Source organism: Lysobacter sp. DMC97 (genome assembly GCF_056313745.1).
The window spans coordinates 255,558-271,015 of record NZ_JBQUZR010000005.1; the positions used below are offsets into that span (position 1 = coordinate 255,558).

At 70.1% G+C, this 15,458-nt stretch carries 15 protein-coding genes; 2 read left to right on the forward strand and 13 right to left on the reverse strand.

Annotated features, from left to right (window positions below):
• The first annotated feature begins 1 nt into the window (after position 1).
• Positions 2-829 carry a M23 family metallopeptidase gene (locus ACT53Q_RS12790; protein ID WP_476187198.1) on the forward strand — a complete coding sequence of 276 codons (828 nt, stop codon included), beginning with the start codon at positions 2-4 and terminating at the stop codon, positions 827-829.
• A 472-nt stretch (positions 830-1,301) separates the two neighbouring features.
• On the opposite strand, the gene ACT53Q_RS12795 is transcribed toward ACT53Q_RS12790, so the two are convergent.
• The 13 genes from ACT53Q_RS12795 to efp all read right to left on the reverse strand — a co-directional run bounded on the left by ACT53Q_RS12795 (position 1,302) and on the right by efp (position 14,203).
• Positions 1,302-2,843, reverse strand: a complete 1,542-nt coding sequence (locus tag ACT53Q_RS12795) for a hypothetical protein (protein WP_476187031.1) — start codon at positions 2,841-2,843, stop codon at positions 1,302-1,304.
• Positions 2,844-3,064: 221 nt separating this feature from the next.
• Positions 3,065-5,200, reverse strand: a complete 2,136-nt coding sequence (locus ACT53Q_RS12800; RefSeq protein WP_476187032.1) for a peptidase domain-containing ABC transporter — start codon at positions 5,198-5,200, stop codon at positions 3,065-3,067.
• Positions 5,197-6,450, reverse strand: coding sequence for a beta-barrel domain-containing protein (locus ACT53Q_RS12805; RefSeq protein ID WP_476187033.1), 1,254 nt, complete (start codon positions 6,448-6,450; stop codon positions 5,197-5,199). Before ACT53Q_RS12805 ends, ACT53Q_RS12800 begins: the two co-directional genes overlap by 4 nt.
• Before the next feature lie 16 nt (positions 6,451-6,466).
• Positions 6,467-7,498 carry an MvdC/MvdD family ATP grasp protein gene (locus ACT53Q_RS12810; protein WP_476187034.1) on the reverse strand — a complete coding sequence of 344 codons (1,032 nt, stop codon included), beginning with the start codon at positions 7,496-7,498 and terminating at the stop codon, positions 6,467-6,469.
• Positions 7,499-7,598: 100 nt separating this feature from the next.
• Positions 7,599-7,799, reverse strand: coding sequence for a hypothetical protein (locus ACT53Q_RS12815; protein ID WP_476187035.1), 201 nt, complete (start codon positions 7,797-7,799; stop codon positions 7,599-7,601).
• 257 nt (positions 7,800-8,056) lie between these two features.
• Positions 8,057-8,995, reverse strand: a complete 939-nt coding sequence (folE2, locus tag ACT53Q_RS12820; protein ID WP_476187036.1) for a GTP cyclohydrolase FolE2 — start codon at positions 8,993-8,995, stop codon at positions 8,057-8,059.
• 152 nt (positions 8,996-9,147) lie between these two features.
• The gene (locus tag ACT53Q_RS12825) at positions 9,148-9,846 is read right to left on the reverse strand and encodes a phytoene/squalene synthase family protein (protein ID WP_476187037.1); all 699 of its coding nucleotides are present in this window, start codon (positions 9,844-9,846) and stop codon (positions 9,148-9,150) included.
• Complete coding sequence (locus tag ACT53Q_RS12830; protein WP_476187038.1) at positions 9,843-10,538, reverse strand: phosphoglycolate phosphatase; 696 nt, start codon at positions 10,536-10,538, stop codon at positions 9,843-9,845. The genes ACT53Q_RS12825 and ACT53Q_RS12830 overlap by 4 nt, the downstream gene beginning before the upstream one ends.
• A 154-nt stretch (positions 10,539-10,692) precedes the next feature.
• Complete coding sequence (ubiG, locus tag ACT53Q_RS12835; RefSeq protein WP_476187039.1) at positions 10,693-11,403, reverse strand: bifunctional 2-polyprenyl-6-hydroxyphenol methylase/3-demethylubiquinol 3-O-methyltransferase UbiG; 711 nt, start codon at positions 11,401-11,403, stop codon at positions 10,693-10,695.
• Positions 11,404-11,410: 7 nt separating this feature from the next.
• Positions 11,411-11,539: a hypothetical protein gene (locus ACT53Q_RS12840; protein WP_476187040.1), complete on the reverse strand. Its 129-nt coding sequence runs from the start codon at positions 11,537-11,539 to the stop codon at positions 11,411-11,413.
• 108 nt (positions 11,540-11,647) lie between these two features.
• Entirely contained in the window at positions 11,648-13,003 is a 1,356-nt protein-coding gene (locus ACT53Q_RS12845; RefSeq protein WP_476187041.1) for a TRZ/ATZ family hydrolase, read from the reverse strand.
• 170 nt (positions 13,004-13,173) lie between these two features.
• Positions 13,174-13,467, reverse strand: a complete 294-nt coding sequence (locus ACT53Q_RS12850; RefSeq protein ID WP_476187042.1) for a hypothetical protein — start codon at positions 13,465-13,467, stop codon at positions 13,174-13,176.
• Between the two features lie 169 nt (positions 13,468-13,636).
• Positions 13,637-14,203 carry an elongation factor P gene (gene efp / locus ACT53Q_RS12855; RefSeq protein ID WP_476187043.1) on the reverse strand — a complete coding sequence of 189 codons (567 nt, stop codon included), beginning with the start codon at positions 14,201-14,203 and terminating at the stop codon, positions 13,637-13,639.
• Positions 14,204-14,329: 126 nt separating this feature from the next.
• Here efp and epmB point away from each other — a divergent pair, with 126 nt between their 5' ends.
• The gene (gene epmB, locus ACT53Q_RS12860; RefSeq protein WP_476187044.1) at positions 14,330-15,370 is read left to right on the forward strand and encodes an EF-P beta-lysylation protein EpmB; all 1,041 of its coding nucleotides are present in this window, start codon (positions 14,330-14,332) and stop codon (positions 15,368-15,370) included.
• The last annotated feature ends 88 nt before the right edge of the window (positions 15,371-15,458 follow it).

Below are 15,458 nucleotides of genomic sequence, written 5' to 3' on the forward strand. Positions count from 1 at the left end.
GATGCTCGCGCTCGGCGCCTGCGGCACCGCGCCCGTGCGCACGCCCGCTCCGCCGCCCGTGGCCGTGTCCGCGGAAGCGCGCACGACACTGCCCGCCAGCGTGCAGCAGGGTTCGCTGGTGATCGGCCGCACCCGCGCGGATGCGCAGGTCGAGTACGCCGGCCGCCGCGTGCGCGTGGCGCCCGACGGCGTGTTCGCGTTCGGCGTGGGCCGCGACGCCGCCGGCCCGCTGGTCGTGCGCATCGCCTTCGCCGACGGCGCGGCCGCCGAGCACCGCATCGCGGTGACGCCGCGCGACTGGCCGATCGAACAGATCGACGGCGTGCCGCCGGACACGGTGAATCCGCCGCCCGACATCGCCGCGCGCATCGAACGCGAGCAGGCGTCGGTCGCCGCCGCGCGCACCCGCGACGACGCGCGGGAAGACTTCACGCAGACGTTCATGTGGCCCGTGGAAGGCCGCATCAGCGGCCGCTTCGGCAACCAGCGCGTCTACAACGGCACGCCGAAAGCGCCGCACTCGGGCATGGACATCGCCGCCGCGCAGGGCACGCCGGTGAAGGCGCCCGCCGCCGGCATCGTCACCTTCGCCGCACCGTCGCTGTACCTCACCGGCGGCACCGTGGTGATCGACCACGGCGCCGGCGTCAGCTCCAACTTCCTGCATCTCTCGCGCATCGACGTGCAGGTCGGCGACCGCGTCGAACAGGGCCAGGTCTTCGCCGCCGTCGGCGCCACCGGCCGCGCAACCGGCCCGCACCTGCATTGGGGCATGAACTGGTTCGATGTGCGGATCGATCCGCTGCTGGTGCTGCCGGCGGCGAAGTAAGGCCTGCTTCGCGATCCCGCACGGCTCTGCATCGCGCACGGCACGTCCCACACGCCGTCATCCTCGCGCATGCGAGGACCCAAGCCTGATCATCGCTGGAAGCAGGGTCCTCGCTTGCGCGAGGATGACGGATTTCTTGTCGATGCAGCGCCGATTCGGCGCCCTGGCATCGGCGCGTCGAAAAAGAACGGCCCGGCATCGCAGCCGGGCCGTCTTCGCTGCATGCGTCGAAGCGCTGACGGCTTCGCGATCCCGCACGCCAAGGCACCCCATGCGGCGCGATCCTCACACCGTCATCCTCGCGCATGCGAGGACCCAAGCCTGATCATCGCTGGAAGCTGGGTCCTCGCTTGCGCGAGGATGACGGGTTACTTGGCGGGGCAGCGACGATTCGGCGCCCTCGCATCGGTGCGTCGAAAAAGAACGGCCCGGCATCGCTGCCGGGCCGTCGTCGTTGCACGTACGGAAACGCTTACTGCTTGGTCGGTGCCGGTGCCGGTGCCGGTGCGGCTGCAGGCGGCGCCGCCGGCACGATCGCGTTGGACGGGATCGCCCACGAGAAGTCCGTCTTCGTGTAGTCGGCGAAGCAGGTCTTGCTGCCCGGCGGCGTCGACTCGGTGCAGGCGTTGGCCTTGAAGTCGATCGGCGCCTTGTAGCTGGCCGGGTAGTTCATCGTGGCGAGGCTGCCGTTCGACAGCGCGCCGGCGGTGGCGGTGCCGTGGCAGCTCATGCAGTTGCTGGTCTGGCCCGCGGGGATGCCCGACGACGTCTCCAGGAACGGGTTGAAGCAGATCACCATCTTGTCCGAGCTGTTGCCGTGGGTCTGGTTCCACGCGGTGCACATCGCGTAGTTGCGCCAAGTGCCCGTGACGTTCGCGGTCATGCCCTGCTTGCTGCCGGGGAAGTTGTTCGGCGCATCGTCGCCCGGCTGCCACCAGAACGTTTCCCACGTCCAGTTGACGATCGTCTTGCTGTTCACGTGCATGCCGACCAGCACGCCGTAGTCGCCCTTCGCGGCCTGCAGGTTCTGGCCGCCGTCGCCGGAGCTGTTGACCAGCGCGTTCCACGACGTCGCTTCGGCCTCGTCCATCTGGAAGCTGTAGATCGTCGACAGCGGCGCGTACAGGTACGTCTTGCAGGCCATGCCCGAGTTCGGAACCATCTGCGCGATCTGCTGCTCGGTGGCCGGCACCGGCTTGGTGTCGGGGCCGGCGGTGTTCGCCGGATCGAGCAGCACGCAGTTGAACCACGAATTCGGCACCGCGTTCGCGGGCGTGCTCGAGAACTCCGGCCCCATCCACAGCGGGATCGGCGTCAGCCCCTGCGCCTTCACCACGAAGATGACCGGCTTGGTCTCCATCGCGGTCGAGCCCTGGGTCGAGCCGCTGTCCGGCGTGTACGGCGCGTCCACCACCTTGCGGTCGGCGACCGAGGTGGGCGGCGTGGTGGTGGCCCACGAGGCGTTGAGGCTGCTCAGGTCGGTCGCGGAGATGTAGCTGTAGGGCGTGCCGTTGGTGGTCTGCGGCGTGCTCAGGTACGACACCATCGGCGGATTGAACTTGTTGAACGCGACCACCTGGCCGTCGCTGGGCAGCGACTTGCCGAGCCGGCGCGCGGTGTGGCCGATCTGGCTGGCGATGCGGAAATTGCGCGATGGGCGGCTGAGGCCGTTGCAGCCGGCGGCGCTGAAGACTTCGTTGGTGCCGCACCACGTTTCCCAGATCGGCAGCGCACTGCCGTTCCACTTCTGGCCGGAATCGCTGGTCATGCCGGCCCACAGATTCCAGGCGGCGGTCGTGATGTTGTCGATCTGCCAGGCATCGGCCCACGCCTGGAATTCGTCGCGGTTGCCCGGATAGCCGAAGCCGGCGGGCACGTCCATCGGCTTGATGCCGGCGGACGCGGGCGCAGGGACCGGTGCGGACGCCGGTGCGGGAGGCGGCGGTGGCGTTTCCTGATGGCAGGCAGCGAGCAATACCGCTGCGGTGGACAGCGCGAGCAGACGCGTCTTCATGTGACCTCCTGTGTCGAACGGTGATGGACGGGAATGCCTTGCGCCCCTGACTCCACGCTCCGCACCCCCTGTGACGGCAGCCGTCCACGACGCGCAGGCCGAGGACCGGGCGAGCATACGCAAGCGCGCACACGCCGACAAATGCACGCGCCATGCGCCGGCGTATGCGATCGGAAGCATCGATGTTGCGTCGCGGAAGATTCGTCGCGTGACGATCGCGCTCAGGCGCGCGCGGCGGCCGGGACGCTGCGCAGGACGCCGTCTTCGTGCAACTCGCAACGCGACGGTTCGACCAGACGCCCGCCATCGAGCAGCAGGCAGCGATCGGCGCTGGCGATGGTGTCAGGACGATGCGCGACGATGACGCGCGTCAGCGGCAGCGCGTCCACCGCCTCGTTGACGCGCCGCTCGCGGGCGACGTCGAGATGGCTCGTCGCCTCGTCGAGGAACAGGAACAGCGGATTGCGATACAGCGCGCGGGCCAGGATCAGCCGCTGGCGCTGGCCACCCGACAGCGAACTGCCCATGTCGCCGATCAGGCTGCGGTAGCCCATCGGCATCGCCGCGATCTCGTCGTGCAGGTCGGCCATGCGCGCCGCGGCCTCGACGCGCGCCTCGTCGAACTCGGGATCGAACAGCGCGATGTTGTCGGCGAGGCTGCCGGCGAACACCTGGTCGTCCTGCATCACCACGCCGGCACGCGCGCGGAAGTTGCGCGCACCGATGTCGACGAGATCGCGCCCGCCGATGCGGATGCGGCCTGACGTCGGCACCAGCAGGCCGAGCATGAGTTTCAGCAGCGTCGACTTGCCGCAGCCCGACGGGCCGACGATCGCCACCGATTCGCCCGCGGCGATGCGGAAGCTGCAGTCCTTCAGCACCCACGGCTCGCCATCGGCATAGCGGAACGACAGGCCTTCGACCTCGATGTCCTGCGCGGCCGCGATGTCGTACTCGTCGCCGGCATCGGCATCGGGCGCTTCCAGCAGGATGTCGCCGAGGCGGTCCGCGTGCAGGCGCAGCATGCGGAATTCCACCCAGCGATCGACCAAGCCCGCAGTGCGCTCGGCGAACTGGTCCTTGTAGGCGAGGTAGGCGATCAGCATGCCGACCGAGAAGGTATTGTCGATCGCCAGCAGCGCCGCGATCCAGATCACCACGATGCGCTCGACGCCGAAGATCAACTGGTTCGCCGAGCCGAAGCCGACGCCGAACCAGGCGATGCGCGCATCCTGGTCGACGGTCTCGGTGACGAGGTTCTCGTAGGTCGACCGGCGCTGCCCTTCCAGCCCCGAGACCTTCACGCTCTGCATGCCGCGCACGGTCTCCACGAGGTGCGTGTGCTGCCGCGCCGAGGCGTTGAGCTGGCGTTCGCCGAGCCGGCGCAGCGTGCCGTAGCCGGCCGCGCGCACCACGAGGTACAGCGCGACCGCGCACAGCGTCACCAGCGCCAGCTTCGCACTGTAGAACAGCATCATGCCCAGCGTGACCACGGCCATCATGCCGTCGATCACGGTCTCGACGAAGCTGCCGGTCAGCGTGCGCTGGATCACCTGCACCGAACTCATGCGCGACACCACGTCGCCGAGATGCCGCTTCTCGAAGAAATCCAGCGGCAGCCGGGTGATGTGCGCGAACACGTTCGACAGCCACTGCACGTTGAGACGCGAGGACAGGTAGACGATCGCCCAGCCGCGCAGCGCGCCGGTGCAGACCTGCAGCACCAGCGTCAGCAGGAAGCCCAGCGCGAGCACCACCATCAGGTCGCGATCGGCGGACACCAGCACCTGGTCCACCACCCACTGGGTGTAGAACGGCGCCAGCATCACGAACGCCTGCAGCGCCAGCGACAGCATCAGGACCAGCAGCAGCGAGCGGCGCAGGCCGCGGACGTCGCGCACCATCGCGCGCAGGCTCAACCGTTCCTCGTCCTCGACGGCGGCGAAGCCATCGCCCGGCGACAGTTCCAGCGCGATGCCGGTGAAGTGTTTCGACACTTCCTCGTAACGCAACGTCTGCCGGCCGGAAGCGGGATCGAGCACGGTGATCGTGCGCGGCCCGGCCTCCACCAGCACCACGAAATGGTTGAGGTTCCAGTGCAGGATCGCCGGCGTCTGCAGCTTCGACAGCTGTTCCAGTTCCAGCCGCAGCGGCCGCGGGCGGAAGCCCAGCTGCTGCGCCATGTGGATGATCCGGCCCAGCGTCGCGCCCTTCATCGACAGCGGGAAGCGCCGGCGCAGTTCGCGCAGGCCGATCTTCATGCCGTGCGCATGGCAGACCATCGCGATGCACGCGAGTCCGCACTCGGTCGTCGCCGACTGCAGGATCGCGTCCGGCGTCTTCGCGCGGCCGATCATGGCGCCCCCACGTGGCCGCGCAGCGAGTACAGCGGCTCGAACACCCAGTCGATCAGGCTGCGGCGTTCACCGAGGATGTCCGCCTGCAGCGCCATGCCCGGCATCAGCCGCTCGCGGTTGCCGTAAGCCATGACGTACTGCGAATCCAGCGCCACCACCACCTTGTAGGTCGGCGTGCGCTCGTCTGCCGAAGCGTCGGCGGGCACCGTCGCACTGCGGCCGACACGACGGATGGTGCCCATGTACTGGCCGAATTTCTGGAACGGGAACGCCTCGTAGCGCAGCCGCACGCGATCGCCCGGCGCCACGAATCCGATCGCCGAACTGGGCACGGTCAGCTCCGCCTCCAGCCGACTGTTGGCCTGCAGCACCGAGAGGATCGGCTGACCCGCCTGGATCGATTCACCGCGCTTGGCGATCTGCACCGACACCACGCCGTCGGCGGGCGCGAGGATCGCGACCTGCCGGTTCGCCGCCGATTCGATCGACTCCTGCTCCAGCGCGGCCAGGTCGCGACGACGCTCGGCGTCGGTGGCACCGGCGCGCAGTGGCAGTTCGCGCATCGACTGGTCGAGCTGCGCCATCTCGCGGCGCAGGCCACTGACCTGGCGATCGAGTTCGCGCAATGCGGACGTGCGCTCGATCACCTCCATTTCCTTTTCCTTCACCTGCAGCTCGCTTACGTAGCTGCCTTCGCGCAGTTGCGCCAGCTTCTGCCACAGCGCCCGCGCGATCTCGACCTTCTCGCGGTTGGCGACGATCTCGGCTTCCAGACTCGCGAGTTCCGATTCCATCGCGCTGCGCTGGCGCGCCATCGCGGATTGCTGCACGTCGAGCATCGCCCGCTGCGCGTTCGCGTCGCGCTCGACGCTGTCGCGGCGCACCGCGATCTGCTTGCCGATCGCGGCCAGCGAATCGCCGGCGGAGGTCGTCGCGCTCGGCACCGACACCACCGCGACGCGACGGCCCGCGGCCACCGCGCCCCCCTCTTCCACGCCGATCTCGCTGACCACGCCGGCCACCGGCGCGACCACCGTCGCGATGCCGCGGTCCGGCACGATCACGCCCTCGACCCGGGTGCGGCGCGTGTAGCTGCCGAGCACGAGGAAGACGACGATCGTCACCGCCGCGACGACCAGTGCAGACGCGATCCACCAGACCCGCATCGGCTGGACCACCGACACCGACCCGAGCGCAGCGAAACGCTGCGCGTCGACCGCTTCCCGCCGGAACAGCTCCCTGCGTGTCATCGCCGGTGCGGGTGACTCAGGCGCCGGCGGCGATGCGATCGCGCGACGCTTTAGGCGTCGCCTGCACCGCGGACAGCAGGCGCTGTTCGAACGCCTCGGCGAAGGTCTCGGTGACCTGGCCTTCGGCGACGTCGTCGAGCCAGCCCCAGGCGCCGTCCTGGTTGCATTCGAGGAACCACACGCGGTCGTCCTGGTCGACGATCAGGTCGATGCTGCCGCTGAACAGGCCCATGCTGCGCATGTAGCCGTCGATGGAAGCGCGGGTCGCGTCGCCGATCTCGTCGCAGGCGAAGCCGACGAAGCCGATGCCCTTGCGCCAGTCGACCTCGGTCACGCGGCTGTGCTGCGATTCGATCCGGAACGCATGCATGCGCCCATCGACGTAGACCACGCGCAGCTCGTGCTTCTTCTTGATCTCGTGCTGGAAGAAATGCGGGCAGTGGGCGACTTCCTGCTCGGTCGCGCCCAACAGGTCGCGTTCGGCGACACGCATCGTCATCACCACGTAGGGAATCTGTTCGCCCTCGCCGCTGGGCTTGACCTTGCCCGCGGACACCGACTTCATGATCATCTCGCCGCCGCATTCGCCGAGGAAACCCAGCGCGCGGTCGCGGTCGTTGGTGATCATCGTCTCCGGCACCAGCAGGCCCGCCTTCGCAGCCATCATCTGCTGGTAGGGCTTGATCATGCACTGGCGCGCGACCAGCGAATTGACCGCCATCTCGCCGTTCACGCCGCACAGCAGGCGGTAGAACGCGCGCCATTCCTGCGCCGCGTAGCCGCTGGAACGCTCGTCGCCCTGCACGTACAGGTGCGTGCCGGGCATGATCTTGGTGCGGTCCCACACCAGGTAAGGCGTGTCCAGTTTGCGACCGCAGAGTTCGAACGAGACGGCGCCGTACGCATCGGAGCGGAACACGAAGCGCGCGTCGTGGAGGTAGTCGACGACCAGCGCGTCGATGCGGCCGCGCCTGCGCAGGCTCTGCACGACCCGCTCGACATGCGGATCTTCCATGGTCCCCAGCACCACCAGCACGGGCTTGCTCATCTTCGCTCCCATCTCGCGTCGTCGCGTCGTTGCGTGTTCGTCTGTTCGAGGGAAGGGGCGATGGCATCGCCCCTTCGTTGTTCGGCTTGGACTGGCCGGATCAATCCTCGTCCTTGCCGTCGTCGCCACCATCCTGATTGCGGGTGATGGTCACGGTGTTGAGCTTGTAGTCGATGACGCGGACCATGCCGGTCGAACCGCCGATGGCCATGCCGCCCGAGACCTGCTCGATTTCGCTGCTTTCCAGCTCCTGCAGGTCGGCGCGATCCTTTTCGTGCTGCTTCAGAATGAACGGAATCATGTGGTTTCCTTGAATCCTTGAGGTTGATGGACGCCGGGCATCCGGCCGACACCCGGCCCGAGCCGCCACGGCGGGCCCTCCGCGACGGTTCGAGGGGGTATTCGCATCGCGGGGCGATTTCCGGACATGAGCGCGTGCGACCGCGTCGCGCGGCCGGCCTGTCATCGTCGTCATCGCGCGGACGGGCCGCGCCCGAACGAAAACGTCCCGGCCTCGCGACCGGGACGTGCGTGGAAGCGGTGCGGGCGGGCCGCGGCTCAGCCGGCGGCGCGGCCCCGGCCGGAGACCTGCGCCACCGCGTCGTGCGGATGCAGGCTCTCGAAGTGGGCGACGCGGGCCTCGTAGCGCAGCACGCGCGCGTCGTCGGCGAGCGCGCCGGCGACGCGGCGCGCGGCGTCCTCGCAGAACATCAGGTGCTCGGCGTTGAGCCGCGCGAACGCCTGCTCGTCCTCGCGCTTGACCGCGGTCTGCACCGGCGTGCCCAGCGCGGCCTCGACGCGGTCGATCCACTCCGCCATCGGCAGTTCGTCGAACGCCGGCTGCAGCGCCACGCGCACGTCGGCGCGGCTGCGCTGCGCATGCGGGGTGGCGGCGAGGCCGCGCGACGATGCCAGCCAGTCGCGCACCACCTGCGTGGACAGCGGATGCGCGGCGGCGAAATCCTCGGCGAAGCGTTCGGCGTTGAGCTGCCGCGACAGCGCGGCCGACGCCGGGCAGGTGCTGGAGTATTCGACCGCGAAGCCCAGCGTCAGCGCGAGATGGCCGTCGACGAGCGCGGCCTCGAGCTCGATCGGATAGCGCTTCCAGCCGGTATGTTCGCTGGCCAGCGCGCGGCGTTCCAGCAGCAGGTCGTAACGCAACGCCAGCCGCGCCGACACCGACAGCGCGCCCTGCGAATCGACGCAGGCCTGCAGCACGCGGCGCAGGCGCGCCGGGGCCAGGGTCTCGCCGGCCAGCGTGCGCTGGAGTTCGAGGTACAGCCGCGACATGTGGATGCCGCGGGCGTCGGGATCGCGCAGGTCGACGAACACGTCGACGGAGGCCGGCACCTGCATCTCGGTGCCGTCGGCGCCGCGCAGGCGCAGCGGCAGCGCGATGCCGTGCATGCCGACCCAGTCCAGCGCGCGCGCCGCGGCGGCGGCATCGCCGGCCACGTCGGGCAGGAGGCGGGAAGGCTGTGCGGGAGGCGGCGTCACGGGCGGCAGCGGGGATCGCGGAACGGACGGGCATTGTACCCACCGACGCCCGCGGCTTCGGCCACGGGCCGGCGCGGCGGCGCGGAACGATGCGTCTTGCCCGGGCTGAACGCGGCGGTGATGTGCATCGAATACGGGCCCGCGGGCGCCATTCAGCCGCGCGCGGCGCGCCAGCCGGTCCACAGCGCACGCAGCGGCGACAGCGGAACGACCTCGCCCGCGGCGCCAAGGCGCGCCAGCCGCGCATGCGCCAGCGCGTCGAGCACGCGCCGCGGGCGGGTGCCGGCGCGGACGGGCGCGGGCGCCGTGCGGGCCCACGCGCGGGCCGCGTCGACCGCGGTGTCGCGCGGCCACAGCGCGTGCGCCGCGAGCAGCGGGAAGACGTCGGCCGATGCTGCGTCGGGCGGTGCCACGGTCGCGCCTTCGCCGAACAAGACCGCCTCGGCGTGCGCGATCGCCGTCGCCAGCGGCCGCAGCCGCGCGATCGCGGCCGGGTCGTGCATGTCGGCGGCCAGCGCGTCGCGCACGGCTTCCAGCGCCGGCAGCGCGTCGGCCAGCGCGGCCCAGGGCGCCGGCCGCTTCTGCAGCGTGCGGCCGAGCGGATGCCGGCGCAGGCCCTTCGCCCAGCCGCGCAGTTCCTCCTGCCACCACGCCAGCTTGGCGAAGCCCGGCGTCGGATCGGCGCCTGTCCAGGCCGCGTCGGTCCATTCCTGCACCAGCGCGAACCATGCCTCCGCGTCCGCGTGCTGCGCCTCGGGCACGAAGGTGCGCGCGATGCGCCACTCCGGCCAGCGCCCGCGCCACTTGTCGAGGAACTCGTCGAGGACATCGTCGAGGCCGGCTTCGCTCATGGCGTGACGGCAGCGGTCGACGCGGCGGTCGGCCACGCGGCCGGAGCGAGCAGCGCGCGCGGATCCTCGAACAGCACGTCGCCGCCCCAGCGCAGCGGATCGTCGCCCGGCTGGCGATAGCCCCACAGCGCGACGATCGACGGCATGCCGGCGGCGCGCGCGGCGACGATGTCGCGCTCGTCGTCACCGACGTACACGCAGTCGCCCGGCGCGACGCCGATCACCTCGGCCGCGTGCAGCAGCGGCAGCGGGTGCGGCTTGCGCTCGGGCAGCGTGTCGCCGCCGATCAGCACGCCGCAGCGTTCGCTCCAGCCGAGCATCGGCATCAGTTGCTGCGCCAGGTATTCCGGCTTGTTGGTGACGATGCCCCAGCGCACGCCGTCGGCCTCGAGCGCGTCCAGCATCTCCGCGATGCCGTCGAACAGCACGCAATGCTGGCCGAGTTCGCGCTCGTAGGTGTCGAGGAACGGCTTGACCATCGCCTCGCGCGCGGCGTCGTCGAGCTGCGGCCACGTGGCGCGGATCATCGCCCGCGCGCCCTTGGACACGTGCGGGCGGAGTTCGGCATGCGGCATCGGCGGCTCGCCACGTTCGGCGCGCATCACGTTGACGGCGGCGACCATGTCGGGCGCGCTGTCGAGCAGCGTGCCGTCGAGATCGAACAGCGCGCCGCGGGGGAAACGGGTGGACATCAGGATGGGCTCCGATCGATCTCATGTAGAGCGGAGCAAAGCTCCGCTGCCCCTTCTCCGAAGAAGAAGGGCGCATCCGCGTGTCCGAGCATGGCGCCCTTGCGGAAAGGGGGCAGCGGAGCTGCGCTCCGCTCTACCGAGACAACGGGGAACATCAAGGCTTCACCGCGCAGGCGAGGTAGTTCACGTCGGTACGGCCGCCGACGCGCGCAGTGTGGCGCAGCGGGTCGTAGACGAGGCCGCTCACGTCCTCCAGCACGAGGTCCGCGGCGCGCAGCCACGCGCCGAGTTCCGACGGGCGGATGAAGTCGCGGTAGTGGTGCGTGCCCTTCGGCAGCATGCGCGCGACGTACTCGGCGCCGACGATCGCCAGCGCGAATGCCGCCGGCGTGCGGTTGAGCGTGGACAGGAACAGCCGCCCGCCCGGCTTCAGCAGCGTCGCGCAGGCGGTGATGATCGCGGCGGGATCGGGCACGTGCTCCAGCATTTCCATGCAGGTGACGGCATCGAACGTGCCGGGCATTTCCGCGGCCAGTGCCTCGACCGCGCTGAGGCGGTAGTCGACCTGCACGCCGGATTCGAGGCGATGCAGCTTCGCGACCTTGACGAGATCGGGCGCGAGATCGATCGCGGTCACGTCGGCGCCTTCGCGCGCCAGCGCCTCGCTCAGCAGCCCGCCGCCGCAGCCGACGTCGAGCACGCGCGCGCCGCGCAGCGTCGCACGGTCGCGCACGTAGCCCAGCCGCGCAGGATTCAGCGCGTGCAGCGGCTTCTGCGGGCCTTCGGGGTCCCACCAGCGATTCGCCAGCGCGTTGAACTTGTCGAGTTCGGCCTGGCTGAAGTTGTCGGTCGTCGTTGTGGTCATCATCACATCACCATGGCAGAGAACCATCCGTGGTGCGCTGTCCCTGCCCGTGCATCCATGCACGGGCGTTCGCCGGCGCATTGAACTTGTCGAGTTCGGCCTGGCTGAAGTTGTCGGAAGCGGTTGCGGTCGTCATGCGTTCACCGAAGTTGTATCCGCTGTCATCCCGAGCGCAGCGAGGGACCTGCTTTTGCGTTCGCGACGAGAGAAAAAGCAGGTCCCTCGCTGCGCTCGGGATGACAATTCAGAGGGAAATGGCCCCGATCCGTTCCTGCCACTGCCGCGCATTGGCGACGATGGCATCGAGATCCATGTCGACCAGCACGCGGTCGCGCAGCTTCGGCTTGCCGGCGATCCACACGTCGCTGACCTGCTGGCGGCCGGTGGCGTAGACCAGTTGCGACAGCACGTGGTGCAGCGGCTGGGTTTCCAGCGCGGACAGATCGACGCAGGCGAGGTCGGCCTGCTTGCCAGGCTCGAGGCTGCCGACGAGCGCGTCGAAGCCCATCGCCTTCGCGCTGCCCAGCGTCGCCGCGCGCAGCGCCGCGGCGGCGTCAAACGCGGCCGCGTCCTGCGCGACCGCCTTCGCCAGCAGCGCGGCCGTGCGCAGTTCGCCGAACATGTCGAGGTCGTTGTTGCTGGCGCAGCCGTCGGTGCCGATGGCGACGTTCACGCCTGCGGCGAGCAGCTTCGCCACCGGGCAGAAGCCCGAGGCGAGCTTCAGGTTGGATTCGACGCAGTGCACCACGCTCACGCCGCGCGCCGCGCACAGCGCGATCTCGGCGTCGGTGAGCTGGGTCATGTGCACGGCGATCAGGCGGTCGTTGACCAGGCCGAGCCGGTCGAGCCGCGCGATCGGGCGCTGGCCGTGCTTCTGCTGCGACTGCTCGACTTCCTGCGCGGTCTCGTGCGTGTGCAGGTGCACGGGGATGTCGAGCTGGTCGGCGAGCATGCGGATGCGCGCGAAGTTCTCGTCCGACACCGTGTACGGCGCGTGCGGCGCGAAGGCCGTCGCGACCAGCGCGTCGTGGCGCCACTGGTCGTGGACCTCGCCGGCGCGGTCGAAGTATTCGTCGTCGCTCTTCGCCCACGCCGTGGGGAAGTCGATCACCGGCAGGCCGACGCGGGCGCGGAAACCGTGGCGCTTGTAAGTCGCGGCCTGCACGTCGGGGAAGAAGTAGTTCTCGTTGCAGCAGGTGGTACCGCCGCGCAGCATCTCGGCGATCGCCAGCGCGACGCCGTCGGCCACGTACTCCGGGCCCATGATGGCGCCCTCGATCGGCCAGATGTGCTCCTGCAACCAGACCTTGAGCGGCAGGTCATCGGCGACGCCGCGCATCAGCGTCATCGGGTTGTGGACATGGGCGTTGACCAGGCCCGGGATCAACGCGCCGTCGGGGCGGGAGACGGTCTCCCTGGCCTCGAACCGGGCGCGGGCCTCGGCGATCGGCAGCACCGCGAGGATGACGCCGTCGCGGATCGCGACCGCGTGGTGATCGAGCACGACACCGTGGGGCTCGACCGGCACCACGTGCCGGGCTTCGATCAGCAGGTCGCAGGGGACGGGGGCGGCGGATTCGGCAACGGGCTGGTAGCTCATCGGCGCATTGTCGCATTCCCGGGTGACCGGGCGCGCGGCCGGGCGGGATGTCTGACCTCCACCTGCTCGGTAGAGCGGCCTTCAGGCCGCTGCTCCTGCCGAAGTCTGGAAAAGCAGCGGCCTGGTGTTCAACAGCCGAACGGCTGGTCAGGCCGCTCTACCGGGCCTGGTCACGGCCGCGGATGGCCGCAGGCGGCGCAGAGCTTTGCCTGTGGGGTGCGGAGCGGCTTGCCGCAGGCGACGCAGGGCGGGCCGAGGAGAGAGAAGCGGTGGTGCCAGAGGGCTTCGGGGGCAACCCCCGTCACGCCGGTCAGCTTCGCGAACATCTCCGACGCGGCCCAGTACATCTCGGGGATCGGGACGGCGTCGAGCCCGACATCATGTTGACGCCGATAGCGCTGGATGTTTCCGATGGCGCCGTCGAGCAGTGGCTCAAGTCGCGCCCACTCCTCCTCGTCGAGCATGGGGAGGTCCATCTTGCAGCGCCAGCAGTACACGGTTCTCGGCATGGCGAGCACCTCGGGGAACGACGAAGCCCGCCTTGCGGGGCGGGCTTCGGGAAGGCGGGACCCTCGCTTTCGCGAGGGTGATTGATTCGCGACGGGCGCGGCAGGGCCGCGCCCTGCGAATCAATCACTTCACGCGCGAGACGTATTCGCCCGAGCGGGTGTCGACCTTGATGATTTCGTCCTGGGCCACGAACAGCGGCACGCGGACCACGGCGCCGGTCTCGAGGGTGGCCGGCTTGCCACCGGTGCCGGCGGTGTCGCCCTTCACGCCCGGATCGGTCTGGACGATCTTCAGTTCGACGAAGTTCGGCGGCTGCACGTTGATCGGGCTGCCGTTCCACAGCGTGACCACGCAGGCTTCCTCGCCCTTCAGCCACTTGTCGGCGCCGCCCATGCCGGCCTTGTCGGCCTGCACCTGCTCGAACGACTCCTGGTTCATGAAGTGCCAGTACTCGCCGTCGCTGTAGAGGTACTGCATGTCGGTGTCGACGACGTCGGCCACTTCGACGTTGTCGGTCGCCTTCATCGTGAGTTCGACCACGCGGCCGGACTTGATGTTGCGGTACTTGATGCGGGTGAAGGCCTGGCCCTTGCCCGGCTTGACGTATTCGGTCTCGGTGATGACGCAGGGGTCGTTGTTGACCAGGATCTTCTGTCCGGTCTTGACGTCGTTCATGCCCAGGCTGGCCATGGGGTGCTCCTGAAAGAAGGTGTGCTTTGGTGGCGCCCCGGACCGGCCGCGGTCCCGGACGCTAGACTATGGGGCTGGGCCCCGGAACGCCGGCGCGTCCCGATGAACGACCCGACTGAACTCCCTATGATACCCGTTGCCCCCCGCCCGACGCAGCCCGCCGCCGGCGCCGACTGGAAGCGCCTCTGGCGCGACGCCGTCCGCGACCCGGCCGAACTGCTGGCCCTGCTGGACCTGACCGGCCGGGTCCCCGACCTGTCCGCCGACGCCGCGGCGCAGTTCCCGCTGCGGGTGCCGCGGGGGTTCGTCGCCCGCATGCGCCCGGGCGACCCGCACGACCCCCTGCTCCGCCAGGTGCTGCCGCTGGACGCCGAGCTGCGGCCGATGCCCGGGTTCGCCCTCGACGCCGTCGGCGACGGCGCCGCCAAGGCCGCCGCCGGGGTCATCCGCAAGTACCGCGGCCGGGCGCTGCTGATCGCCACCGGCAGCTGCGCTGTGCACTGCCGCTACTGCTTCCGCCGCCACTTCCCGTATGCCGAGGAGACCGCGGCCGCCGGCCAGTGGGCCGAGGCCGTGGCGGCGATCCGCGACGACGCGTCGATCGACGAGGTCCTGCTCTCCGGCGGCGACCCGCTGGCGCTGGCCACGCCGAAGCTGGCCGAGCTGACCGCGCAGCTGGCGACCATCCCGCACCTGCGCCGGCTGCGGATCCACACCCGGCTGCCGGTGGTGCTGCCGGAGCGGGTCGACGACGGCCTCGTCAGCTGGCTCCGCGCCCTGCCCTGGCCGGTGACGGTGGTGATCCACGCCAACCATGCCCGCGAGTTCGACCCATCGGTGGACGCCGCCCTCGCCCGGCTGCGCGCGGCGGGGGCGACCCTGCTCAACCAGGCGGTGCTGCTGCGCGGGGTCAACGACGACGTGCAGGCGCTGGCCGATCTCTGCGAACGCGGTCACGCTGCCGGCGTGCTGCCCTACTACCTGCACCAGTTGGACCGCGTGGCCGGCTCGGCCCACTTCGAGGTCGACGACGCCCGCGCCCTCGCCCTGCATGCGGCGCTGATGGCGCGGCTTCCCGGCTATCTGGTGCCGAAGCTGGTGCGCGAGGTCGCCGGCGACCCGGCCAAGCGGCCGCTGCTGCCGGACGCGGCGACGCCCTTCGGCTGACCGGCGCACGCCACGCGGGAGGGCGGACGCGGACCCGATCCCGTCGTACCATGGCGGTTCCCCCGTTCGACCTCCCCCCGGAGCCTGC